Below are 23,958 nucleotides of genomic sequence, written 5' to 3' on the forward strand. Positions count from 1 at the left end.
ATTACCACATTCAGCAAGGCGCAATCATCTGCGGATGCCGTTGAGCGTTTCGGCACAAAATCAAATCGCTTAGGCACATTACGGTACTGCGGCAGGATATACAGTGGACTTCCGGTTCAGCAAAGGAAATCCCCATGAAAAAACGCAGTGTAATGGCAATAGCCGCTCTCGCGGCGATGAGTTTTCAGGTTTTAGCCACAACGCCTTTCAGCATGACCAGTCAGGATATTTCCGGCGAACGGCGGTTACCGCAACGGCAGGTGTTTGAGGGATTTGGCTGCCACGGTGGGAATACCTCACCGCAGCTGGCATGGACCAATCCGCCCGCCGGTACGAAAAGTTTTGCCGTCACGGTCTATGACCCGGATGCGCCTACCGGCAGCGGCTGGTGGCACTGGACCGTAGCCAACATTCCCGTGAAGACGCAGATGCTGCCCGCTGATGCGGGTAACCCGAACGGCGAAAAATTACCCCCAGGCGTTGTGCAGGGGCGTAATGATTTCGGGTATTCTGGATTCGGCGGCGCATGTCCCCCCGCAGGGGATGAGCCTCACCGCTATCAGATTACCGTCTGGGCGCTGGACGTGGATAAACTGCCCGTCGATAAAAATGCCAGCGGCGCGCTGGTCGGCTTTATGCTCAACAGTCACGTTCTGGCAAAGGCTCAGTTAACAGCAACCTACAGCAGATAAGGATGGCGGGGTGCAGGAGTTTCATTTTCGACATAAACATCTCACTGCGGGTGAAGTGAGTGCCAGCAAAATGCATCGCCTGCACCAGGTTAAACTCTTTTTTCCGGCGATTTGTCACATCACTCACGGCAGTAAGGTGATTGTGCAGGACGACAACCGCCTGGTGGCAACCCGGGATGAGCTCATCATTATCCCTGCCAATACGGCGATGGAGATTATCAACCAGCCTGCAAACGGTCTGTTTCACTCGGACTTGCTGATGTTATCGCCGGAAATTGTTGCCGAGTTCAAAGCGCATTACCTGAAATCCTGGCCGCGCACGACGCTGCATTCGCTCTGCGCCCCGCTGAGCGAGGGGCTGGCGTTTATGTGGGATAACCTGCTGCACGCCGTGCGTCAGGATTTACCGGAGGCGCTGCAAAAGCATCAGGCCTTCGGGCTTTTGCTGGCATTGCTGCATGACGGCGCGGCAGGTCCGCTGCTTATTGAGCGAAACAATAACCTGACCGAGCAGGTGCGACAGTTTATTTTGCTGTCGCCCGCCAGAGCCTGGACCGCGCAGGATGTCGCCAGCCGTCTGGCCCTGAGCGTGTCGACGCTGCGCAGACGGCTACGTGAAGAGTCGCAGAGTTTTCGCCAGATTGTGGAGGAGGTGAGAATGGCCGTTGCTTTGTCACAGCTGCAGTCAACCCGATTACCGATTGGCGAAATCGCATTACAATGTGGGTATCTTTCCAGCTCTCGTTTCACCGCCCGCTTCCGGCAACACTATGGCTGTTTGCCGAAAACGCTACGTTAAGGAGAAGAAATATGTCTAAAGTCTGCACCATCGCCTGGGTTCACGGCGTCGTTCAGGGGGTCGGATTCCGCTACAGTACCCAGCGCGAAGCGATTGAGCTTGGGCTAACGGGATACGCGCGAAACAGGGATGACGGCAGCGTTGAGGTGGTCGCCTGTGGCGAAGCGGAGCAGGTTGACAAGCTGGTGGCGTGGCTGAAAGCGGGTGGGCCGCGCAGCGCGCGGGTTGATAAGGTCCTCACGGAACCGCATCAACCCGGTCGGGAATACATGAACTTCGGTATTCGCTATTAAATGCACTTCACCGGCTTAGGCAGGCCGGCAATCTTGGTGGCCTGTTTTGCCGGACCCTTCGGGAAAAGACGATAGAGATAGCGGCTGTTGCCTTTCTCTTCACCGAACTTATTGGCCATCGCTTTGACCAGCATGCGGATGGCCGGAGAGGTGTTGAATTCAAGATAGAACTCACGGACAAAACGCACCACTTCCCAGTGTTCGGGAGAAAGGGCAATCCCTTCGTTTTCCGCGATTTTCTCCGCCAGCGGTTCGCTCCAGAGCGTCGTATCTTTCAGATAGCCTTCGCTATCGGTCTCAATTTCCTGGCCTGCAAAAATGAACATAGTCTTCTGTCGTGTGTGAAAAAATCGGCGACAGTGTAGCAAAAAAGCGGCCTCAGGATAAACCGCGGCCTACAGGAGCAGCTGCAGCAGATTGTTGGCGTTGAGCTTCTTCAGCGCGTTGCACTTATGGGATGAAACCTGTTTCTCTGACATGTGCGTCACGATGGCAATGTGGCGTACCGGCAACCCGGTCAGCATGAGATCGAGCACGTTGAATTCAGGCACGGTAAGGCAGCAGTCCAGGCTTCGAACGCGGCGGGGCTCTTTGGCCAGCAGATATGCCGCATCCGCAACGGCGATCCTGTCATCGATGATATAAAGGGTTAACGTACCGAAACGCTTGCGTAAATGCGTCGCCAGCGCCCACCCCTTTTCGTTGCACACCAGATAAAGACTCCCTTTCCAGCGGGCGGCTTCCAGCCTGAGCAAAATGTTGATCAGCGACTGATGCGTTGCCGCTACGGAAAAGCGGCAGCGGATGACAAGCACGCGACGGGTAAGCAGCGCTGGCTGCCATTTTACGGTGTCGCTTTGGATCTCTAACTGAACGCCCCGACGCAGCAGCGCATAGCGCAACCCCTCGGCGTAAAATCGATTATTGTCGAGAATGGCGTAACTCACGATGACCTCGTTATAACGTGCTGGGCGTATAGATAACGCGCAGCGTGCCGGTGTAGTCACCCGCGTTTTTGCTGCTGGCGGCAAACGCAGGGGTTTTCAGGATAATAGGTGCAGGAATGCACAGTACGCTCTCGCGCCCGCCGGGCAGCACGACCTGGCGCAGATACTGCGGATCGTGGGTACCTTGCCAGACCAGGGTTTTACCGTTCGCGACGGTTTCGGTTGCGCCTGTGATGGGATTAGTGACGGAGACCCGATAATCGAGTCGATCCCGCGCGTCGGTCTGGCTTCCACCGCGCCGCCTGATAGAAAACGCGCCTTCGGCACGATCCGCTGAGGGGAGTCCGTCATCCTCAAAGCGAAGATAGGCGCGGGTGCTGGTACTGTTTTTGCCGTCGTAAAGGCACATATCCAGCGAGTTTTCCCCCTGGATCTCGCTGCCCCCGGGACGCCCCGGGAAGTTGGTCAGGTTGAGGTTAACGACGGGCGTTGAGTGCGGAAAGGCCGGCAGATAGATCTGCTGATTACCCGGGTCGACCACCTCAATGCGAATATTGGCCTGCCACCTGGCGATGGTAAGATAGCCAGGACAGCCAACATTCACGTCATTGAAGTTCCCGCCGCAGTCGGCGCTCCCCCACTGACGCAGGTCCTGCTTCAGCGTTGCGGTCCAGATCCCCGGCAGGGCGAGCTTATCCAGCTCGCTTTTCACGATATAGAAATCGAAGTAGGGCTCTCTGTTCCAGTTCGGAATGTCCGCCGTCCCTCCCGTGACAAAGCTCGCAAAGGTGAACACTCTATTGTTGATAAACATGTAGTGATCGCCATACACCTTGATATCCACCGTCTTGCCGGTGAGGGAATGCGTAAAACGTAAATTGATGGCATAGGGCGCGGCCGGGTTCGCCGAGAACCAAACCGGGGCGGTCATGCAGGCCCCGTACGTGGTGTCGGTCCGGGACTGACAGGTCAGGGTATTGCGGCCCCACTTTTGCGGGTCGGCAGCGTCATAGCCGCCCGATTCATGAAGCCAGATATCAAAACGCGCTGGCGGTGCCGTACGGTCGAAGCTGATCCCCGCGCTGGTGTTGCGTCCCGCGGGGGCGCCCGCCAGCGTCTGGCCGGCCCACAGGCTTAAAAACAGTAAAATAAAGAGGTGCTTAATCACATCATTTCCCTTTCGTGAGGTTGTCGGCGTTCATGGCGGTCGGGCTGGCTGGGGTCGTTCGTCCGGCCAGCATCAGCTGCGCCTGCTGCTGGACGGCATCCGGCAGGGCGGAGAAGGTTAATTCCCGGCAGGGGATCGACCCGACGTAGCGCACGACGTCGCGCATACTCTTCACGTTCAGCGCGCACTGATAAAACTGCTGCTGACGCACCAGGTAGAGGTTATGCAGCAGGGCGTCGCTTTGGGCGCTAAACCCGCCGTTGCCAAGGTCGCTCCAGCCGTTCACGTTCAGCGGCACGCCGCCGATAAACGGCAAATGACGCTCGTCGGTTAACTGGCCGAGCCAGGTGTAGCTGGCGGAGGTTTGCACATCCCGACGCAGCAGTTTGCCCGGCACCATAAACAGCGTTCTGCTGCCTGAGCCCTGCGTAATTTCGCTGCTGGCTCCCCGCGAGACATCCAGCGATTCGTTTATCGTCAACGTTGTCTGCTGATAGCCCGGCACGGCGAAAAGCGCGCGGCTGTTGCCCGGAATGTCTGCGCTGCCGCCGTTATCCAGCGACACGGCGACGCTCGGATCCTGAGAATCTTCCGGTGTGGCAACGTTAACCGCGACGGCTGAAGCGGGACGACCGTCGCTCCAGCGGCCCAGCCACAGGCCAGAGCGCGAGAGCGCAAGGGTCGAGCTGTAGTTGCCGCTGCTGCTTAGCGTATGGCGGTTGTCCTGACGATCCCAGGCATCGCTCACGGTCAGGCTGCCGTTGCCGTATCGTCCGCCCTGGCGCGTATAGGCTGAGGCGTTCAGCGAATCGCTGTTAATGCCCGACGCGCTCAGGCCATACTCATTTTCCCCGCGCGCATCGGCATACCAGTTATGCGCCACGTTGTAGCTCAGCTGATTTTTTTCGCGCTGCTGGTGCTGCCACGTTGCGCCCAGGGAGGTGTAGCTTGACGCATCGCCCTGACGGTTATGCGCCATGGACAGGCTCACGCTCAGGTAGCCACCTTTATCCCTGCCTTCCCGGGAGTCATCGTTACGCATGAACAGGTTAATGCTGCTGTTAATGTTCAGGCCATGGGTGCTAAACGCGTTGCTCAGCCCACCCTGCCAGGCGCGCGTGCGCGTGCGGGACATATAGACTGATTCCCACGGCAAACCCGCATCGTGGCGATCGTCGCTGTCCGGCAGCTCCCGGCGTGAAACGTACCGTCCTTCATTGCGGTTATCCGAATACCCGAGGCTCGCATACCAGGCGCCAACAGGAACGGAGAACATCACCGAGAGGGTGCGATAGCAGCCGTTCACGGCGTCAAACCCCGCGCTTTGGGTGTTGCAGTTCTCCGCTGATAGCGCGTTGCGGTAGAGGCTCAGCGAAAAGCCGTCGTTGTAGCTGATTTGCTGAATATTGCCGCGTTGACCTTCGCTGCCGTAAAGGTAGCTAAACCGGGTACTCAGCACGCCGTCGATCGGGCCTGCGTTGAAGCCCCGGCTCCAGTCGAGCGCATTTTCCAGAAAACGCTGGTTCTTCTTTATCGTTGCACCGCTGGTCAGCGCCAGCGTCGGGGTGACGGGCACACGTACGCCCGCCTGCGCAACCGCGCTGCGTTCTTCGTTCCGATCGCTATTGTCGGTTTCGCCCGCCTGCAGGAACCACTCGACGCGGTCAAATGGCGTAATGCCGGTTCGGGTAAACGGCACCTGCTGGGTGCGCGTCAGCCGGTTATTTTCATAGATGGAGAGCGTCACGGTGTAGCTCCCGTCCGGGAACGATCGCGTATCCAGGGTTTGCGCCCCGGCATTCAGGTAGAAGCTCGCCAGCAGCTGATTGCCGCGGCGAGCGTCAATACGCGCGTCGTGGGAAAGCAGCACGGTGACAGGGGTTCCCTTAGACTGCTGCACCGGATTGATCCACGCCCGCGTTGAACCCGTGCGCAGACCACGAATCTTGCCCAGCGGCAGCTGGCTGAGGTTGATATTTCCGCCGGCATTACTGAACAGATCGCGGGTATCCATCTCGCCGGCCTGGACGTAGTACTGACGCAGAATATCCTGTCGGAACCAGGCGTTGTTGACGGTGATCTCCTGTTCCTGCTGGTGCCTTGAACGCTGCCCAAGCCAGGTCCAGTCGAGGTTAACATAGCCGTCCTGCGTGAGCGCCAGCGCGCCATTGCCCTGCACGGTGGCTGACTGATAATCCCTGTCGGCAACAAAATTAATATTCTGCTGATGGATCAGCGCATTTTCGGTGTCCTGCGTGGGCTGATACCACTGGTTGTCCGATGTCGGCTTAGGCAGAAATTTCTTGTCCAGAAACAGGCCAATGCGGGCGTTATTCTCGTCATAGATAATGGCCGCGCGGTCGGTGTCTATGTAATCGCATCCTGCTGCGGAGCCGTTGCTGCTGCACGCCAGGTTGCCGTTACGGGCAAGCGGAACGGCCAGCGCGGCTGACACGGTGGCAACGAGGGCAGGATCGTCATTGAAGCGGCGTTTGATGGCCGCAACCACGGTGTCAGGCGCGACAAAACTCACCGTTTCAAGCGTGATATCCGTTTCAAAAAGGCCAAGCGATTCGCCGTAGAGGTTCACCTCGGTCCACAGGCGCTGCGTTTTCGCCAGATCTTCAAAACCCGGCGGGACGGCCATCCCGGCACAGGCGAGTTGGATGGATGCGGGTAACAAAGCAACAAAGAGGAGAGTATTTCTGTGAAACGCCATGAACGAGCCTCGACATCATCCTGACGTCAGAGGGTGGGCACCCTCTGACGTTATTCCTTAGGTGCTGTGGTGTTACGCACCGCCTTCCGTGGTGGTCGCCTGCGTCAGCATCAGGCTGACTACGCCGCTGTACTGACCGGTTTTCAGAATGCCTTTGGTGGTCTGAGAAATGGTCAGCGGCAGTACCGCTGAGCCGTTTTCAATGCTCCCCGGGAACAGTTCAGTACCGGTATATTCAACATCTGCGGTGGTGAGGGTTTTATCGCCCAGCTTCACCGTCATAGGGATGGTCTCAGCGCCGTCAGCGTTCGCCAGCTTCGCGGCGCTCACCAGACGGACTTTCACGTTGCTGGTGGCGGAGTTAGACCATACTTTGGTATTCAGGCGGTAGCTTTCCAGACCACGACCCGGCAGGTACTGCATATCGATGCTTGCCGGAAGCGGCGTGTTATCGGCCTGGGTCATATCCAGCTGTGAATCAACGCTGGCGTTAACGGTAATGTCTTTTTGAATTGCCAGCGCGCTAACGGACGCGGTCATCGCGGCAACAATCATCAGGGGTTTAAAATACTTACGCATTGATATCTCCATATTTACAAATGAGCACCCTGGCTCTTTAAACAACCCACATGGGGTTTTACATTGACGTCGTGTTAATGCACGACGGGTAAATCAGCTTCTTCAGCGGTTTTATTCACCCAGTTGAAGTAGCGGAATTTATATTTCTGGCCTTGTATCGCCGTGAGCGTTTTTAATTTCCGCTCGGTCTCCGGATAAATCGTCGCGTCCTCTTTAATCCATTTACACGATGAATTTGCATCACAAAAACCAATCTCTCTAAGCGGCACGCGCAGCGTGCCGTTGTTTTTTATCGTTCCCCTGAGAGGGTCAAACGACAGTGAAACCACGCTTTTTTCTGGCGCCAGGTGGATCAAGGCACCCCAAATGACATTGACGCCCAGCGTCGCCGTCGCTGCAGGGGTTTCTGCCTTGCCCGGAATAATGCTGTCGGGTTGCTTAACGCCTTCAAAATAGACGCGCCAGGTGGTCTCTTTTTCCGGTGGCGTTAGCGATACCAGACGAACCACGCGCATTGCGCCTGCCGCAAGGGCAAATTTTTCGGGCGTGACAACAACGCCGCCTTCTTTCCACGAGGCCACATCAATCTCTTTTTCCTGGGCGGTGCCGGGATTAAGAATTTTCTTTTGCCTCACCCGAATGAACTGAATATCATCCGTTTTCGAAGCCACCTTAATTTGCGCCGCACCGGACTTATCCACGTTAAGTTCCATGGGGTACACGCTCATGTTGGCCAGTGTCATTTCTGAGAAAAATGGCAATGACAGCGCGGCGACATAAAAGGCTGTTTTCACGTTCACTCTATTTTTCTGTTTCACATTCAGTCTGCCTGCTCTGAGTTCTTCGGCGGCGCGTTAACACCAGGTCACCGTCTGCTTTCGTATCGCTTCAGGGCAGGGAAACTTTAACCAGAACAGCGGTTTGTGAAAATTTGTATTAATTAACTCGTTAAATACAGGTTTTTATCCTGATTTTCTGGCTTTAAGGTTGTATAGTTAAGCGAAAATACCGTGACCAGGGATGGTAAGAAAATTCCTTCTGATGAAAAAATAAGCAGATCAGGAGGCGGTTTTCATGTCGATGTACCAGGGATAAAAAAGCATGCGGTAACAGCCGAGAATAAAAGATGTTTTTTATATGCAATAATTCGTTGTTATTCGATCCTGAAGCACATGCAATAAGTCTTGTTGGACAACCAGAAACTGTATTAACGCTTTCGGCGCCAGCCGTTCGGCTTTTGCAGGAATTTATTAAACACAAAGGACGCGACCTGAGTCGGGAGGAATTAATCGCTCGGGTGTGGGAGGAATTTGGCTTTACGCCATCGGGAAATAACCTCAATAAAGCGGTTAGCGAATTACGTAAAAGCTTCCAGTCTCTGGGGGAAGGGCACGAATTTATCGTGACCGTGCCCCGTTACGGATTCCGTTTTGAGGCCGATGTGATTTTTCAACCCGGAGAGAATAGTCAATCCGCCGCTCCTCAGCTCTCGTCCGTTCCACAAGAGGTAAAGTCTCGACGCGCGTCCATGAGAAAATGGGTGATTGTGGCCGTATTGATCGTCGCTGTGCTGGGGACGCCCCTCTACTTTAGCCGCCAGCAGGGGATTTTCGTTCCGGCGAAACTCAAGCCGGTTAAGGAAAAAATCGCGCGTTGCAGCATCTGGATTATTAACGATCACGGAAGACCGCTGGTGTTATCGAAATTAGCGGAGCGGCTGGAGGCCAGTAACGTGGCGTGCGAACGCGAGGAATACGACATTTATTATTTCAGCGCCCGTTTTTCTATTTCCGCAGCAGATGAGGTGTTCATTGGCGCCTGCCCGGCCAGCCAATCCAGCCTGTGTAAGACCATACGTTATAAAAGCGGGGCACAAAAATGAAAATAAAACTTCTTTTTGGGCTGGGCGGTGTTCTGATCGGTGGTGCCCTGGCGCTGTTTTACTATTCCGGGTGTACGGTTAAAAAGGATGTGCTGGCCTGCGGTACGGAATTTAACTTTACGCGCAATGAGGGAAAGGCCAGTGAAGTGAAGGTCAATGCCGTTGCCCAGTTCTATTTTCATCGCGATGGAACAGGAGTGACCAGCTATAAAGGCGCGGCAAGGGCTGGCGGACAAAACTTGATCGTTGACAGGGATGTGGATTTTACCTGGGAGCAGCGGGACGATGATAAGGTCATTGTGTTGAGCTACACCAAAACCTGGCGGAGGCACAATGACAATACGCCGGATGAACAGTGGGGTAGCTTCGCGTATCCGACCGCACGCTACTACCTGACGATCTCTGAGCTTGCGCCTTCCGTGTGGCTGATTCAGGACCGGCGATACCCTACCTATATTTGCCGGGGCGAGTAGGGCATAAAAAAAGGAGAATGCCAGCGGCATTCTCCTTTTTGTTTCAGCTGGTCGGCTTAATCGCGGCTGGCGAAGCCCAGGATGCTCAACAGGCTGACGAAGATGTTGTACAGCGACACGTAAAGGCTCACGGTGGCGCGGATATAGTTCGTCTCACCGCCGCGAATGATATTGCTGGTTTCGAACAGGATCGCGCCGGAAGAAATCAGAATAAACACGGCGCTAATCGCCAGGTGCAGGGCCGGCAGCTGCAGGAAGATGTTTGCCACCATACCCACCAGTACCACCACGATACCCGCCATCAGCATGCCGCCGAGGAAGGACATATCCTTACGCGTGGTCAGCACGTAGGCCGAGCAGCAGAAGAACACCAGCGCGGTACCGCCGAGCGCCATACCGATAAGATCGCCCATTCCGGCAGACAGATACGCGTTCAGCATTGGCCCCAGGATGTAGCCCAGGAAGCCGGTGAAGGCAAACGCAGACAGAATACCGACCGGTTTGTCAGCGGTTTTGTAGGTCAGGAACATCAGACCGTACATGCCCACCAGCGTCAGGATCAGCCCCGGGGATGGTAGCATCAGCACGGTGCTGGCGGTTGCGGTGATCGCTGAAAATGCCAGCGTCAGGCTGAGCATGAAATAGGTATTGCGCAGCACCTTGTGGGTGCTGAGTAGCGATGTGCGGTCGCGCGAAGAAGTAATTATACGATCCATGAGTCACTCTCTTATGACAGATGTAATTAACGGAAAGAATAGGAAACGGCGCGTCAGTCTCAAAGTGGTTTTACCCATCTTTACTCAGCACCTTAGCGCCGGAGGTGGTGGTTTCTTCTGCGAAAGTTCATTTCACCAGGATGAACAGCGGTTTAAAAGTATTTACCAGATCAAGCTCTTATAGGTTACTGAAAAATATTGCGTTATTACCGTTCGGGCGCTAAGAGTTATTTCCGGATCGTCATAAAACAGACAATAAGGCGAAGGAAATGAAACCACAAGCACGCACTCACTTTACGCTCTCTTTACTCACTGCCGGGATCCTGTGCGCCAGCACGGCAGCCTGGGCGGCGAACGTGCCGGCAGGAACCGCGCTGGCCGATAAGCAGGAACTGGTCAGGAATAACGGCAGTGAACCGGCCTCGCTCGACCCGCACAAAGTCGAAAGCGATGTCGAATTCAATATTATCAGTGATTTATTCGAAGGGCTGGTGAGCGTATCCCCGGCAGGCGAAGTCCAGCCGAGGCTGGCAGAAAAATGGGAGAACAAGGACAACACCGTCTGGACGTTCCATTTGCGCCCGGGCATCACCTGGAGCGACGGCACGGCGATTACCGCAGAGGATGTCGTCTGGAGCTGGCAGCGCCTGATCGACCCGAAAACCGCTTCGCCGTACGCGAGCTATCCGGGCAACATGCATATCGCCAACGCGGCCGATATCGCTCAGGGGAAAAAAGCGCCCGACACGCTGGGCGTAAAAGCGATTAACGACACCACGCTGGAAGTGACGCTCACCCAGCCAAACGCCGCGTTCCTCGCGATGCTGGCGCACCCGTCGCTGGTGCCGGTGGATAAAGTGCTGATTGGTCGTTTCGGCGATAAGTGGACCAAGCCGGAGCATTTCGTCAGCAGTGGGGCGTACAAGCTGTCGCAGTGGGTGGTCAACGAACGCATTGTGGCGGAACGTAACCCGCGCTACTGGGATAACGCGCATACCGTGATTAACAAGGTCACTTATCTGCCCATCACGTCCGAGGCCTCGGACGTGAACCGCTTCAAAGCGGGCGAGATTGATATTGTGTATACGGTGCCGATTAACCAGTTTGCTCAGCTGAAGAAAACCCTGGGCAGCCAGCTGGATGTCTCTCCGCAGCTGGCGACCTATTACTACGAATTCAATACTACCCGGCCGCCGTTCAACGACGCGCGCGTGCGTAAGGCGCTGAACATGGCGCTGGATAAAGACATCATTGCCGGGAAAGTCTTAGGGCAGGGGCAGCGCCCAGCGTGGCTCATCAGCCAGCCGGATATCGGCGGCGTTAAGCTACAGAACCCGGATTACGCCAGCTGGCCGCTGGACAAGCGTATCGCTGAGGCGAAAAAGCTGCTGAACGAGGCCGGGTATAACGCCAGCCATCCTCTGAGCTTCAACCTGCTCTATAACACCTCTGAATCGCACCAGCGTATCGCCATTGCTGCCAGCTCCATGTGGAAGAAAAACCTTGGCGTGGAGGCAAAGCTGCAGAATCAGGAGTGGAAAACCATGCTGGACACCATGCATACCCACAACTTCGATGCGGTGCGCTACGCCTGGATTGCCGATTATGACGACGCGGCGACCTTCCTGAACAACTTCCGCACCGGCGACAGCGAAAATACCAGCCAGTACAGCAATCCGGAATACGACGGGGCGCTGGTGAATGCTGCAAAAGCCAAAACAGCCGAGGAACGGGGTAAGTACTACCAGCAGGCGGAAGATCTGCTGGGACGCGATGTGCCGGCCATTCCGGTTTATCACTACGTCCGCACGCACCTGGTAAAACCGTGGGTGGGCGGATTTACGCCGGATAAGCTGGGGTACTATTTCACGAAGGACATGTACATTAAAAAGCACTAAGCCTGTGCTGATAAAATCGTCGATGTGTCGTCAGTTCAACCGATTAAACACGTTTTGACTATTTTTACAGCGAACGAATGGCGCGACTCTTTACAGCGCGCGGTGAGGTGTTTATAGTTCGCCTCACTTAGGAAGTGTGGCCGAGCGGTTGAAGGCACCGGTCTTGAAAACCGGCGACCCGAAAGGGTTCCAGAGTTCGAATCTCTGCGCTTCCGCCAGATATAAACCCCAGGTTACTCGTGAACCTGGGGTTTTTCTTTTTGTCCTACCGCGGATTTACCCTTCACCAGACTCTGGCCATTCCTTCGCTTGCCGGGCGAACCAGCGTAAAACCAAATTTTGCATAAAGCTCGGGCACATCCGCCATTAAACAAACGTACGCCCCTTTACAGGCATGGTTATCCAGCCAGGCAACCAGCGTTTCCATAATGACTCTGCCGAGCCCTTTCCCCTGATGAAGGGGATCGACGGCGACGTCGACAATATCGAAATTCAACGCACCGTCCCCTACGATTCGCCCCATACCCACCGGTTTACCCTCAAACAGAATATGCATGCCATAACAGCTGCCGGGCAGCGCTTTTCGGGCCGCCTCCAGCGGGCGAGGGCTAAGACCCGAGATTTCGCGCAGGCGGCAAAAGGCCTCCGCAGCGGGGACGGTTTCAACCACGGTATAGTCAGGCATTAAAAAGCTCCAGTCAGCGTTCAGTAAGATGCCCCAGTCTGGCAGTAAAAGGGAGTAAAGACGATTTCACGGACCGATCCAGATCACACTTTTAACCTCCCGCTATTCCCCTGTAAAAACCAGGCGTTATCATTCACCGCGTAAATATCTATTCATCTCTTACCGAGGCTTTGATGCTGGAGAATGTTTTCATCAGATAATCAGTTTCCCGCCCTCTTCAGGACGGACTGGTTATCGCTGCGCTTAAACCTTACGCACGCACCTTTGGGTGTGGGCACGTTTTTACGCATGATGATTACACAGGTTTTCCAGTATGAATTTATCCCGTCAGGAACAACGTACCTTACACGTTCTCGCCAAAGGTGGACGTATTGAGCACGTCCGCGACAGTTCTGGCCGCGTCACGTCCGTTGAGTGCTATACCCGAGAAGGGGTGGTGCTGAGCGACTGCACGCTTAACGTCTTCAAAAAACTCCGTACTAAAAAGCTGATCCGATCCGTGAACGGGCAGCCTTACCGCATCAACACCACCGGGCTGAACAACGTTCGCGCCCAGCTGGATAATCGCTAAGGAGCAGTGATGAATACACCTTACACAGATAGCTATGACCGCGCTTTTTTGCTCGACACCATGATGGGCCCAAACGCCATGCGGCTTACCGAGGAGCTGGTTGCTCAACTGCAAATTACTCCCGGGATGCGCATTCTCGATCTCGGCTGCGGGAAAGGGATCTCTTCTATCCTGCTCGCCGAAAAATATGACGCCACGGTGTTTGCCGCCGATCTGTGGATTACGCCGGGTGAAAATGCGGCGCGCTTCAGTGAACGGGGTCTGGACGGGAAAATCTTTCCGCTTCTGGTTGATGCCACAAAAGCGATCCCTTTTGCGCATGACTACTTTGACCTGATCGTCAGCGTGGATGCCTGGCAATACTTTGGCAACAATGACGCCATGCTGGGCATGCTGCTACCTTTCCTGAAACCCGGAGGACATATTGCGGTTGCCGTTCCCGGGTTTATCGGAGAGTACAGCGAAACGCATCTCCCGGAGGTGGTTAAACCTTTCTGGACCCCGGAGTGGTATTTCTATCCGCTCTGCTGGTGGAAAGCGCTGTGGGAAAAAGAGCCCGGTGCGATTCTGACCACCGTGCGGGAAATGGACACCTGCCAGCAGGCGTGGGATGAGTTTATGCAATGCGAGATAGCCCAGGAGATGATGGTGCCCATTATGGACGCGGGCGCCGGGGCCTATTTCAACATGATCCAACTGGTTGCGCAGAAGCGCTAAGAGGTAATAAACAACGCCACCTCTGGGTGGCGTTGAACGCGACGTTTATGAGCGGATAAAGGCCAGGATGTCGGCGTTGATGGTATCCGCATGGGTGGTATGCATCCCGTGCGGGAAGCCCGGATAAATTTTCAGTACGCTGTTCGCCAGCAGCTTGTCCTGCAGAAGGGCGGCGTTCTTATACGGCACGACCTGATCGTCGTCGCCCTGCATCACCAGAACGGGAACCGTGATGGTTTTCAAATCTTCCGTCTGGTCGGTTTCTGAAAACGCCTTAATCCCCTCATAGTGGGCCTTGGCGCTGCCGATCATTCCCTGACGCCACCAGTTCTGGATCGTACCCTGCGAAACGTCTGCCCCATCCCGATTAAACCCGTAGAAAGGACCGCTGGCGACGTCGAGGTAAAACTGGGCGCGGTTAGCCGCCAGCGCTTTGCGGAAGCCGTCGAAAACCTCGACGGGCGTGCCGCCAGGGTTAGCGTCGGTTTTGACCATCAGAGGCGGGACGGAGCTGACGAGTACCGCTTTGGCGACGCGCCCCTGCGGCTGCCCGTACTTCGCCACGTAGCGGGCGACCTGACCGCCGCCGGTGGAGTGGCCCACGTGCACGGCATTGCGTAAGTCCAGGCTTTCAACAACCGCCGACGCATCGGACGCATAGTGATCCATATCATGCCCTTCACTCACCTGATCCGAACGTCCATGACCGCGGCGATCGATAGCGATAACGCGATAGCCTTCCGCAAGGAAGAAGAGCATCTGGTTATCCCAGTCATCGGCACTCAGCGGCCAGCCGTGGTGGAAGACAATAGGCTGAGCCTCTTTAGGGCCCCAGTCTTTGTAGTAAATGTTGACGCCGTCTTTCGTTGTTACGAATGCCATACCGCAGACTCCTCTGTTAAAGACAAAACGAGCGCCGGCTGAGCGCACGGCGAATCAGTAATGCCTTAATTAAGTTGGCTTTTTTATGTTTCCCGTACCGACAGTACCCCTAAAGTGTAGGTGAAATAGTTAAAGCAGTCGGTTTCATTTTCGTGAAATTAAGGCCTGAGGGGAGCACGGATGACGGGCTCGGGAGCGATCCTCCAGAGCCCGCAGAGCGGGTCAGCGGTTTTCTTCGATATAGCGGGCGAGGTCCGCCGGGGTTTTCAGCACCGTCGCCACGTCGGTTGGCGGGATCATACAGCCGTAAACGTCCTGCACTTCCAGCACCACATCGACCGCCAGGATGGAGTCGAGAATGTCGGATGCAATCAGCTCATCGTGAAACCCTACCTTACGGGATAACACTTTTTCGAACAGGGCGAGAATTTCTTGTTCCATAATTTTTCCTGGGGTCGTTAATGTGTGCGGGCGTAAGCGTCCAGCAGCTTGCGGTCAATTTTGCCGTTAGGATTCAGCGGCAAAGCGTCTTTTACGATAATTTGTGAAGGCACCATGTAGTGCGGAACCACCTTCGACAGCGAGGTTTTGATCGTATCCGGTGGCAGCTCCGTCACGCAGAACGCGGCAATGCGCAGCAAGCTGCCGCAGGATTTCATCAGCGGCAGAACCACCGCTTCGCTGATGCCGGACATGGCCAGCAGGCGGTTTTCGATCTCGTTGATTTCAATACGGTAGCCATTCAGCTTGACCTGGCTATCGTTGCGCCCCTGGCAATAGATGAGCCCCGCGTCATACCCCAGGTCGCCGGTCCGGTAGCCGCGAAACGCTTCATTTTCGCGGTGCAGTAATTTTGCCGCATTCTCCTGCGGCAGGCCGAGGTAGCCGCGCATAACGTTTTTACCCCAGATAATCAGCTCACCCTCTGGAGAAATTTCCATTTTACTTTCGGGCATCATGACCCCCACCGGCAGCACGGCGCTGTCGCTGTTGAGGATCTCGTCCGTTATCTCAACGACGGTTGTTGCGATGGTCGCTTCCGTTGGGCCATAGGAGTTAATGATTTTGGCCAGCGGGAAACGGCGGCGTAACTGTTTAACCAGCGCTTTATTGAGCACTTCACCAATGAAGATAAATACGTTGAGCGCCGGCAAATACGCACTGTTGAACTGCGGGGACAGCAGCTGCTGGTAGGCAAAAGAAGGGGTGGAAACCCAGGCGGAGACCGCGTTGGTTTTCAGTCGTGCCAGCCAGTTCGCTTGCTGAATAGCGTCTTTGGCGTTCAGCACGATGTGCCCACCCATCGCCAGATTCGCCAGTAAAGGGATCAGGGAAAGGTCAAAACTGAACACCGCGTGGTTCATCAGCACCGGTTTTTCCGGCAGTGAAAAGTCCCGGCTGACCCATTTCATAAAGTGCCATACGCTTTCACGTCCAATCTGTACGCCTTTAGGCTTGCCGGTACTGCCTGAGGTAAACATGATATAGGCCAGATCCTGCTCCTCAAGCACCTTGCCCGCTTCACCGGTGGCGATGAACTGCCGGGTCGCGACGTCGTAATAGTAAGGGGCATTGGCCAGATGACAGATCTCGCGCAGGCGCTCCTGCGGGTAAATGCAGTCCACCGGGATGTACGGAATGTTGTGCAGCAGACAGCTGTAAATTGCCACGGCGAATTCGGCCTGCTGGTGCCCGTACAAGACGACCGGCGTACCTGCAGCAGCCGGGCAACGCCGATAGCGCTGCGCCCAGTCCGTGACGGCTGCGCAGAGCTGCAGCCAGCTTAAGGTTTCGTCGCTGCCGCTGATGGCCAGCTGCTGCGGACAGGCCGGGTCGCATAATGCCGCACGCAAGAAATCCTGCAGTTCCTGAAGATCGGAGTGATTTTTCATAGAGGTGACATTCCACTGAAGATGTAAAGGGAGCCCGCGGCGCTTCCCAGCGTCAGAATTCGCCCCAAAAATGCGACAGCCGGATACTGCAATCCACGGTGTAACGCCGGGCTGCGTTTGGCTGACCACAGCAGCATGTTATGCGCGACGGAAATCGCGCCGAACAGCGCGCCGCTGATGACGTAATGGCGCTCCAGGCCATTCCAGGCGCCCATGCAGAACAGGGTGCAAAAAATACCGGTATTTTGCGCCAGCGTTTTGTTCTGGCGGAAAAAGTTGAACTTCATCAGGTTCATGTACACCGGCATAAAGACCACATCGCGCAGCCATTCAGACAGGCTGATGTGGAAGCGGCGCCAGAAATCCTGCGGGTTCTTTGCCAGAAGAGGCATATTGAAGTTTGCCGGAATGTTCAGCCCAAACAGGCGGCCTGCACCGATGGCCATATTGCTGTAACCCGCAAAATCAAAGTAAAGGTAGGCGCTATAGGCAATCGACATCACCACGCCCACGGCCAGCGTAAACGGCTTATGGCTCCACGGTTGCACAACGAACGTATCGACAAGCATGGCAAACAGGAACTTCTGGATAATGCCGGTAACGATCTGCTCTAGCGCCTCCAAAAACTGCTCGCGGTTAAGGGAAAATACGGGCTTGCTGACGTCGCTCATCCATGTCCGCCAGCGGTACATGGGGCCGGCCAGGATAATAAAGGGCATAAACAGATAGCAGAAATAGTGCAGGAAATTCTGCCCCTCTTTTTTACTGCGATAGAGCAATACGTCCACCGCGCGGAACGTCATAAATGAGAGGCCGATCATTCCCCAGTGGTTATTTAAATGCAGCTTTACTAAAAATAAGGGCAGCAGCGTTAAAAAGATTGCCTGCCAGGTTTTTAACCAGCCTTTCTCTTTAAAGGTCGCGAGCATATAAAAGGTGATAAAAACGGCCGCGGGGACAATATAATCCCCCTGAAATATATAACCCCAGCCGAACGCCGTGATTACCGACAGCGCCGACAACCCGGTCAGGCGATGACGCAATACGCGATTAACCAGCGCAAACGCCAGCGCGGATGAAAATAAATAGACAAAAAACATGCCTGAGCTGTACATCATTCGGCCTCAGAACTTTTGATATTCAAAGTGCAGCTGCATGCTCATGCTGTCATCAACAGAGGTCCACGCGACGATGGTGATCGCCAGCAGGAGATAAAGGAAAAAAAGACGGATCGCAATTTTCATTATTTAAAGCTCTGTGCAATAAAGCGAATCATGGGAACCCAGGCCAGTTCGGAAGGGTGCAAACGATCCCAGTTCCAGCCGTTCTGATAAGGCATTGCGTACATATCTAAATAAGGGATCTGGTTGTCTTCCAGAATGGTTTCAATTTGCTTATCCACCGGGCGGAAGGTATCGGTATTGTAAAGCGCCCAGGGGTTGACCGGGTCGACGATAGCAATGACCTGTACGTGACGCGCTTTCAGCAGCTGGACGGTTTTCCGGAACGCGGCGATTTGCGCAGGCACCACCGGCGTGTCATCCCACTGCTGCGGCTTACCGTCCTCTTCGTAAATCGCTTTGTCCATCCACAGGGTGGACGCGCTCTGCTGGCGTTTTTTATTTAACGCGCGCGCGTTCGCCAGTTCTTTATCCCAGTCAGGCGCTATGTGGGCTGTTGACTGCTGCGGCCAGGGCCGTACCGTCGCGGGCGTTACGTGGAGCAGGGCCAGCCAGTCGTTTTTAATCAGGGTGCAGACGTTGGCAAACTGGAAACTCAGTTCGTCCCATATCAGACCAGGGTGCCAGCCAAAGACGCGCATTTGGCCAAAGGTTAAATGGCTTATCTCTTTCGCATCAATATGTTTTAAATAATTAACCAGTAACGGGCGCGCCTGCGGATCCTTCATCAGAGGATTAAAAACAGAGTCCGGGAAATTATCTGCATAGATAGCAGGGGGCAGACCTTTTGAATAAAAACTGTCGGGCGCCAGAAGTAAAACAACTTTACTGTTTGCGTTAAGGCTATTTTTAAAACGTGAGAACAGTAAAAATTGCGTTTCGTCATCAACAAACGCATCGCCATACGCCACAACGGGTTTATGCAATTGCTTATTAAAGTAATTATATACTGCGTAATGTTCATCTTCTGAGGTGGCAACCTCAGAGGCGCCAATGAAGAAAATAGCATTTCCTTCTAAGGCATGAGAAATGGTAGCAATTTTTTCCGCCTGTTCTTTAGGCGTGCCCGCCATTGATTTAATCAGCGGCTGGAAGGTGAGCGGTGGGTTGACGCTCGTCACTAACGGATGAACACAGAGAAACAATATGGCCAGGGTCGCCATCAGGATATGTAAGCAAAGCGTATTTTTGATTTTCATCATCAACCAGTAAGACTACATGGCAGTAATTTCTACAATCTGTGGGTAATCAGATTTACAACAATTACACAACAAATGGCCGTTTATTTTTTCGGGCATTCTATACCAGAGCGATTTAAAAGGATGAGCGTTGCTGTGTTACGGTATGTACAAGAGAGCGCAGGCGGGGCCGGAGACGCGACCGGGTGACTTTTTGCGCAGTCAAACGCCTGTGGGTAAAAATAGAAAAATTCCTGCTTTACAAGGCGCTAATAGATGTTTATAGTGCGCCTCACTTTGGAAGCGTGGCCGAGCGGTTGAAGGCACCGGTCTTGAAAACCGGCGACCCGAAAGGGTTCTAGAGTTCGAATCTCTACGCTTCCGCCAAATTTGAAACCCAGGTCGTTATGCGACCTGGGTTTTTTTATGCACAGAAAACCCACTCGATCTGTTAATGACGTTCAACTACGGCAACAGGACGTTCTGGCGCTGAGGTGACTTCGTCGATACTGCAGCGGCGTCTGGCGCATCATCTTTTTAAAGCAGGTAATGAAATAGGTCACCTCGCTAAACCCGACTGCCAGCGCAATGGCGTCAATACTCTCATCGCTGTAACGCAAGAGATCGCAGCTGCTTTTTATCCGCCGGGTCAGCAAATATTCGTGGATGCTACCGCCGGTCTGCTGGCGGAAAATTCGTGAGGTATAGCTGCGCGAAAGCCCCAGGTCGTGGGCTAGCTGGTCGAGCGAAAACTTGCTGGCATAGTGGGCTTCGACCCAGCTCATAATCCGCGAGGCGACGGTCTGCTGGCGCGGCGGGTAGGGCAGCGGCTGCTCGGGCAGAAACGTCATGAGCTGCATCACCAGAAATGCCACCTCGCAGGCCACGGTCTGCTCGTTGCCCTCCAGGCGCTGATACTGTTCAAGGATCCTCTCGATAAACGCCGCGTGCTCGCTGAGATCGTAAATTTGCGCCGGCATATTGCTGGCGGCCAGCGCGGCGAACCGGGCCTGATGGCGCGGGAAGGCGCTGAGCGCACTTTCGACGACCGATTGCTCAATGTGCATGGTGGTGCGGTGATAGGGGTTTTTCTCGCTATGATCGACCTGCACTTTGTGCAGACGGAAGGGCGGGAAGATAAATAATCGCCCCGGACGGGCGGTGTAGTGCTGATTATCCACCACCACGATGCCGTAGCCGCTGGAAATATAGAGTAATTCAACACATTGATGCCAGTGGTAGTAAATCGCGCTGGTGGTGTACATGCGGTTAAAAGAAATGGCCTGCCGATCGAGCGTAATGCGTTCCAGCAGCTGCGTTTCACCCATTTTGCCTCCAGGACAACAGATTTAAATTTTTAGGCCATCATTTGTAATTTATCCCCCTCCCGATCGACAAAATCCAGTAAAAATGAAATGGCGGTTTAATTTTGTGAGTCTGCTCACTCAGCGCCGGGAATAAAAGCAGTTACTCTTCATTCAGACGTCGCACGCCTGGCTTTAAAAAAGCCTAATAACAATAACTTATCTCTACCCTCGTGTAATGCGGGAGGACCCTGTGCAACCTGAAAACATTAAGCTGGACAATCCACTGAAAAGCCGGGAAGAGGTGAAACGGCTGGTCAACGACATGCTGAACGCGGTGGCACCTTATTTTAAAAATGACGCCAGCCGCATTGATTTAGCGAACTTTACCGCTCACTACGGCCAGCAGGTCGCGAGTATGGAAACCTTTTCCCGCCTGCTGTGGGGCGTGACGCCGCTGTTGGCCGGCGGCAGTGAGCCGCAGCGCTTCACTTTCTATTTACAGGCGATAAAAAACGGCACCAATCCGCAGCACGCCGATTACTGGGGCGACGTCGCGCCCTACGACCAGCGAATTGTCGAGATGGCGGCCTACGGGCTGCTGCTGGCGCTGGCGGGCGAAACCGTACTGGCACACTTCACTGAGACGGAAAAAGCGAATTTATGGCGCTGGCTAAAGCAGTGCGAGACCCAGGAGATCCCCGATAACAACTGGCACTTCTTTCCGATTCTGGTTCAGGTCGGCTTCCATTATTGCGGCATGCCCACCAACCAACAGGCGCTGGAAGACCATTTTGCTGCCATGGAGCACTACTATCTCGGCGACGGCTGGTACTCCGATGGCCCGGGCCGGCCGCGCGACTATTACATCTCGATGGGCTTCCATTTCTATGGCCTGATTTACGCGAAGCTCATGGTCGATGTCGATCCAACGCGTTGCGCAACGCTGCGTCAGCGGGCCGCGCGTTTCTCCTCTGACTTCATCCATTTCTTTGCCGAAGACGGCGCGGCGATCCCGTTTGGCCGTAGCCTGACCTACCGCTTTGCCGGGGCGGCGTTCTGGAGCGCGGCGGCCTTCGCCGGGCTGGAGGTCTTTTCGCCCGGCGTGATCAAGGGCATTGTCCTGCGCCATCTGCGCTGGTGGCTGAAGCAGCCGATATTCGACCGCGACGGCGTGCTGAGCGTTGGCTACAGCTACCCGAATCTGGCGATGGCGGAAGACTACAACGCGCCGGGTTCGCCGTACTGGGGCCTGAAGACCCTGCTGGTGCTGGCATTAGATGAGGGCGATGCCTTCTGGCAGGCGGCTGAGCTGCCGCTGCCAACGCTGCCCGCGCAGCACACGATAGCCCACGCTGATCAGGTGGTGGTGCATCAGGCCGATCACCTGTGGATGCTGACTTCCGGCCAGCTGGAGCTGAACAACTTTGTGAATACCGAAGCGAAATACTGCAAGTTTGCCTATTCCACCCGCTTTGGCTTCACCATTGAACGCGGGCGCTACGGCCTGAACCATGCCGCGCCTGATTCGATGCTGCTGCTGGCCGAAAAGGACAACTACTGGCGTGGCCGCCGCGAATGCCAGCACGTGGTCACCGCTGACGGCACCATTTACAGCCTCTGGCTGCCGTGGCGCGACGTGGTGATTGAGAGCTGGTTGCTGGCGCTGGGCGACTGGCAGCTGCGCGTCCATCGCATCAATACCCGGCGCGCGCTGGACTGCGCGGAGGGGGGCTTTAGCCTGGCGAACCGCCCGCCGCCGCAGGCACACGAGAGTGACGGCGCCTGCTGGTTACGCAATGCCCGGGACGTATCGGCCATCTTCTGTTTACATCCGCACGCCCGCCGCGGCGAGACGGTGTTGACGCCGCCAAACAGCAATCTGCTGTTCGCCGAGCGCGCGGCGGTGCCGCTGCTGCGCGGCGAACTCGACCCCGGCACGCATGTGTTAATAAGCGCGGTGTGGGCGGGAAACGCCGCCGACTTCGATCCGCAATGCTGCCCGCAGGCCTTCACGAGCGATGACGCGGTACGCTTCGTGACGGCACGACAGGAAACAACGCTCGTTCTGGCCCCGGAGGCATCGCTATGAGCACATCATCGTCCGTACGCGCCGCGCAGTACAAAATGAGTACCTTTATTTTTCTCTACTTCTTCACCTGGTCATCCAGCTTTGGCCTGTACGCCCTGTGGCTGAGCCAGAAAGTGGGGCTCGACAGCGTCACCATCGGCAGCGTGTTCGCCATCAACGGCGTCTTCGCGGTGGTCCTGAAGCCGGTGTACGGCTACATCATGGACAAAATCGGCATGAGCAAGTGGCTGCTCTATTTTGTCTGCGCCATTTCTGCGCTGATGGCGCCGTTCTTCGCGCTGGCGTACCAGCCGCTGCTGCAAAGCCACGCGATGGCGGGAATTATCCTCGGCGCGCTGTATTTGAGCCTGGGCTGGTACGCCGGGGTGGCGGCGTCTGAATCCTACGCCGACCGCTTTAGCCGCCTGTACGGGCTGGAGTTTGGCCGCATCAGAATGTGGGGTTCGCTGGGCTGGGCGATGGCGGCTTCGGTCTCCGGGCTGCTGTTTAACTTCACGCCGCTGGCCAACTTTCTGCTCAGCAGCGGTACCTCGGTGCTGATGCTGCTGGTGCTGATGAGCCTCAAAATCGGCGATGAGCAGCTGCGCAATAACAACGTTATTTCCGCTAATAAGATCGTCTTTGCCGATGTGCTGATGCTGCTGAAAAACCGCAAATTCTGGATGTTCAGCCTCTACGTCGCCGGTGTGGCGTGGATGATGTTTATCGCCGAACAGCAGTTCCCGCGCTACTTCGTGTCGTTCTTCGCCACCAAAGAGCAGGGAAATGCCTGGTACGGCTACCTGAGCACCGTCCAGTCGGGGATGGAGTTCGTAATGATGATGTTTATCCCGTGGCTGGTGAACCACTACGGCGCGAAGCGCGGCCTGCTGTTCTGCGGCTGCGTGGTCGGAGCACGGCTGATCGCCTCCGGACTGACCAGCGACCCGATTGTTATCTCCATCATCAAACCGTTTTATGGCGTCGAGATCGCCCTGCTGCTGATTTCGGTCTTCAAATACATCGCCGAACATTTCCACCGTCGGGTTAACGCCACGATGTACCTGCTGGGCTACCAGGCGATGATTTACGTTGGCTCGATTGTGGTCGCTCCGCCTGCCGGCTACCTGTACGACAGGATAGGCTTTGAGCATACCTATCTGCTGATGGGCTGCTGCGCCCTGATATTTACGCTGATTTCCGCCTTTACGCTGTCGCGCTGCCAGTCGACGCGCGATGCCTCACGGCCCTTTGCTCCGGCTTTAGATACCGCCCCGGTTGAACCGGCCAAACATTAATTCAGGAGTTGTT

At 55.3% G+C, this 23,958-nt stretch carries 24 protein-coding genes and 2 tRNA genes; 12 read left to right on the forward strand and 14 right to left on the reverse strand.

Going from position 1 to position 23,958, the window contains the following annotated elements; translation table 11 throughout:
- Window positions 1-134 precede the first annotated feature (134 nt).
- Genes M2433_RS08315 through yccX form a run of 3 tightly spaced genes read left to right on the forward strand, consistent with a single transcriptional unit; the run spans window position 135 to window position 1,784 of the window.
- Window positions 135-692: a kinase inhibitor gene (locus tag M2433_RS08315; RefSeq protein WP_429053175.1), complete on the forward strand. Its 558-nt coding sequence runs from the start codon at window positions 135-137 to the stop codon at window positions 690-692.
- Between the two features lie 10 nt (window positions 693-702).
- Window positions 703-1,491, forward strand: coding sequence for a helix-turn-helix transcriptional regulator (locus M2433_RS08320; protein ID WP_429053174.1), 789 nt, complete (start codon window positions 703-705; stop codon window positions 1,489-1,491).
- A gap of 11 nt (window positions 1,492-1,502) precedes the next feature.
- Window positions 1,503-1,784 carry an acylphosphatase gene (yccX, locus tag M2433_RS08325; protein ID WP_429053173.1) on the forward strand — a complete coding sequence of 94 codons (282 nt, stop codon included), beginning with the start codon at window positions 1,503-1,505 and terminating at the stop codon, window positions 1,782-1,784.
- Here the strand turns inward: yccX and tusE are convergent.
- The 6 genes from tusE to M2433_RS08355 all read right to left on the reverse strand — a co-directional run bounded on the left by tusE (window position 1,781) and on the right by M2433_RS08355 (window position 8,015).
- A complete protein-coding gene (gene tusE, locus M2433_RS08330; RefSeq protein ID WP_028012611.1) occupies window positions 1,781-2,110 on the reverse strand; it encodes a sulfurtransferase TusE in 330 nt (109 codons plus the stop codon). The genes yccX and tusE overlap by 4 nt on opposite strands.
- Window positions 2,111-2,179: 69 nt before the next feature.
- Window positions 2,180-2,731, reverse strand: coding sequence for a LuxR C-terminal-related transcriptional regulator (locus tag M2433_RS08335; protein ID WP_059310383.1), 552 nt, complete (start codon window positions 2,729-2,731; stop codon window positions 2,180-2,182).
- Between the two features lie 10 nt (window positions 2,732-2,741).
- Window positions 2,742-3,899 (reverse strand): CfaE/CblD family pilus tip adhesin, encoded by a 1,158-nt coding sequence (locus M2433_RS08340; protein WP_429053172.1) that lies wholly within the window; start codon window positions 3,897-3,899, stop codon window positions 2,742-2,744.
- Window position 3,900: 1 nt separating this feature from the next.
- On the reverse strand, window positions 3,901-6,618 hold the full coding sequence (locus M2433_RS08345; RefSeq protein WP_429053171.1) for a TcfC E-set like domain-containing protein: 2,718 nt from the start codon (window positions 6,616-6,618) through the stop codon (window positions 3,901-3,903).
- 72 nt (window positions 6,619-6,690) lie between these two features.
- Window positions 6,691-7,197 carry a CS1 type fimbrial major subunit gene (locus tag M2433_RS08350; protein WP_429053170.1) on the reverse strand — a complete coding sequence of 169 codons (507 nt, stop codon included), beginning with the start codon at window positions 7,195-7,197 and terminating at the stop codon, window positions 6,691-6,693.
- 74 nt (window positions 7,198-7,271) lie between these two features.
- On the reverse strand, window positions 7,272-8,015 hold the full coding sequence (locus M2433_RS08355; protein WP_429053169.1) for a fimbrial protein: 744 nt from the start codon (window positions 8,013-8,015) through the stop codon (window positions 7,272-7,274).
- A gap of 308 nt (window positions 8,016-8,323) precedes the next feature.
- On the opposite strand from M2433_RS08355, the gene M2433_RS08360 reads away from it, so the two are divergent.
- The gene (locus M2433_RS08360; RefSeq protein ID WP_429053167.1) at window positions 8,324-9,079 is read left to right on the forward strand and encodes a winged helix-turn-helix domain-containing protein; all 756 of its coding nucleotides are present in this window, start codon (window positions 8,324-8,326) and stop codon (window positions 9,077-9,079) included.
- Window positions 9,076-9,552, forward strand: a complete 477-nt coding sequence (locus M2433_RS08365; protein WP_429053165.1) for a hypothetical protein — start codon at window positions 9,076-9,078, stop codon at window positions 9,550-9,552. The genes M2433_RS08360 and M2433_RS08365 overlap by 4 nt, the downstream gene beginning before the upstream one ends.
- A gap of 56 nt (window positions 9,553-9,608) precedes the next feature.
- On the opposite strand, the gene yccA is transcribed toward M2433_RS08365, so the two are convergent.
- Window positions 9,609-10,268, reverse strand: a complete 660-nt coding sequence (yccA, locus tag M2433_RS08370; RefSeq protein WP_108416034.1) for an FtsH protease modulator YccA — start codon at window positions 10,266-10,268, stop codon at window positions 9,609-9,611.
- A gap of 269 nt (window positions 10,269-10,537) precedes the next feature.
- On the opposite strand from yccA, the gene M2433_RS08375 reads away from it, so the two are divergent.
- Both M2433_RS08375 and M2433_RS08380 read left to right on the forward strand, forming a co-directional pair.
- Entirely contained in the window at window positions 10,538-12,166 is a 1,629-nt protein-coding gene (locus tag M2433_RS08375; RefSeq protein ID WP_063431256.1) for an ABC transporter substrate-binding protein, read from the forward strand.
- Between the two features lie 130 nt (window positions 12,167-12,296).
- Window positions 12,297-12,384: transfer RNA gene (locus M2433_RS08380), tRNA-Ser, on the forward strand.
- A 65-nt stretch (window positions 12,385-12,449) separates the two neighbouring features.
- Here the strand turns inward: M2433_RS08380 and M2433_RS08385 are convergent.
- Entirely contained in the window at window positions 12,450-12,851 is a 402-nt protein-coding gene (locus tag M2433_RS08385; RefSeq protein WP_429053164.1) for a GNAT family N-acetyltransferase, read from the reverse strand.
- Window positions 12,852-13,164: 313 nt separating this feature from the next.
- On the opposite strand from M2433_RS08385, the gene M2433_RS08390 reads away from it, so the two are divergent.
- Window positions 13,165-13,422 (forward strand): YjhX family toxin, encoded by a 258-nt coding sequence (locus M2433_RS08390; protein ID WP_429053163.1) that lies wholly within the window; start codon window positions 13,165-13,167, stop codon window positions 13,420-13,422.
- 9 nt (window positions 13,423-13,431) lie between these two features.
- Entirely contained in the window at window positions 13,432-14,139 is a 708-nt protein-coding gene (locus tag M2433_RS08395; protein WP_429053162.1) for an SAM-dependent methyltransferase, read from the forward strand.
- 45 nt (window positions 14,140-14,184) lie between these two features.
- Here the strand turns inward: M2433_RS08395 and M2433_RS08400 are convergent, their stop codons facing one another.
- From M2433_RS08400 to M2433_RS08420, 5 genes are all read right to left on the reverse strand, one after another.
- On the reverse strand, window positions 14,185-15,021 hold the full coding sequence (locus M2433_RS08400) for an alpha/beta fold hydrolase (protein ID WP_429053161.1): 837 nt from the start codon (window positions 15,019-15,021) through the stop codon (window positions 14,185-14,187).
- 222 nt (window positions 15,022-15,243) lie between these two features.
- A complete protein-coding gene (locus M2433_RS08405) occupies window positions 15,244-15,462 on the reverse strand; it encodes an acyl carrier protein (RefSeq protein WP_429053160.1) in 219 nt (72 codons plus the stop codon).
- Window positions 15,463-15,479: 17 nt separating this feature from the next.
- On the reverse strand, window positions 15,480-16,913 hold the full coding sequence (locus M2433_RS08410; RefSeq protein WP_429053159.1) for an AMP-binding protein: 1,434 nt from the start codon (window positions 16,911-16,913) through the stop codon (window positions 15,480-15,482).
- Window positions 16,910-18,028: an MBOAT family O-acyltransferase gene (locus M2433_RS08415; protein WP_429053805.1), complete on the reverse strand. Its 1,119-nt coding sequence runs from the start codon at window positions 18,026-18,028 to the stop codon at window positions 16,910-16,912. Before M2433_RS08415 ends, M2433_RS08410 begins: the two co-directional genes overlap by 4 nt.
- A 128-nt stretch (window positions 18,029-18,156) precedes the next feature.
- The gene (locus M2433_RS08420; RefSeq protein WP_429053804.1) at window positions 18,157-19,293 is read right to left on the reverse strand and encodes a D-alanyl-lipoteichoic acid biosynthesis protein DltD; all 1,137 of its coding nucleotides are present in this window, start codon (window positions 19,291-19,293) and stop codon (window positions 18,157-18,159) included.
- Between the two features lie 278 nt (window positions 19,294-19,571).
- Between M2433_RS08420 and M2433_RS08425 the strand changes: the two genes are divergently transcribed.
- A tRNA-Ser gene (locus M2433_RS08425) sits at window positions 19,572-19,659 on the forward strand.
- Between the two features lie 74 nt (window positions 19,660-19,733).
- On the opposite strand, the gene M2433_RS08430 is transcribed toward M2433_RS08425, so the two are convergent.
- Complete coding sequence (locus M2433_RS08430; protein ID WP_429053158.1) at window positions 19,734-20,600, reverse strand: helix-turn-helix domain-containing protein; 867 nt, start codon at window positions 20,598-20,600, stop codon at window positions 19,734-19,736.
- A 229-nt stretch (window positions 20,601-20,829) separates the two neighbouring features.
- Between M2433_RS08430 and M2433_RS08435 the strand changes: the two genes are divergently transcribed.
- Window positions 20,830-22,668, forward strand: coding sequence for a DUF2264 domain-containing protein (locus tag M2433_RS08435; RefSeq protein WP_429053157.1), 1,839 nt, complete (start codon window positions 20,830-20,832; stop codon window positions 22,666-22,668).
- Window positions 22,665-23,945 (forward strand): oligosaccharide MFS transporter, encoded by a 1,281-nt coding sequence (locus tag M2433_RS08440; RefSeq protein WP_429053156.1) that lies wholly within the window; start codon window positions 22,665-22,667, stop codon window positions 23,943-23,945. The genes M2433_RS08435 and M2433_RS08440 overlap by 4 nt, the downstream gene beginning before the upstream one ends.
- The last annotated feature ends 13 nt before the right edge of the window (window positions 23,946-23,958 follow it).

It is taken from the genome of Enterobacter sp. AC1, from assembly GCF_050434705.1.
Taxonomy (GTDB): domain Bacteria; phylum Pseudomonadota; class Gammaproteobacteria; order Enterobacterales; family Enterobacteriaceae; genus Enterobacter; species Enterobacter cloacae_L.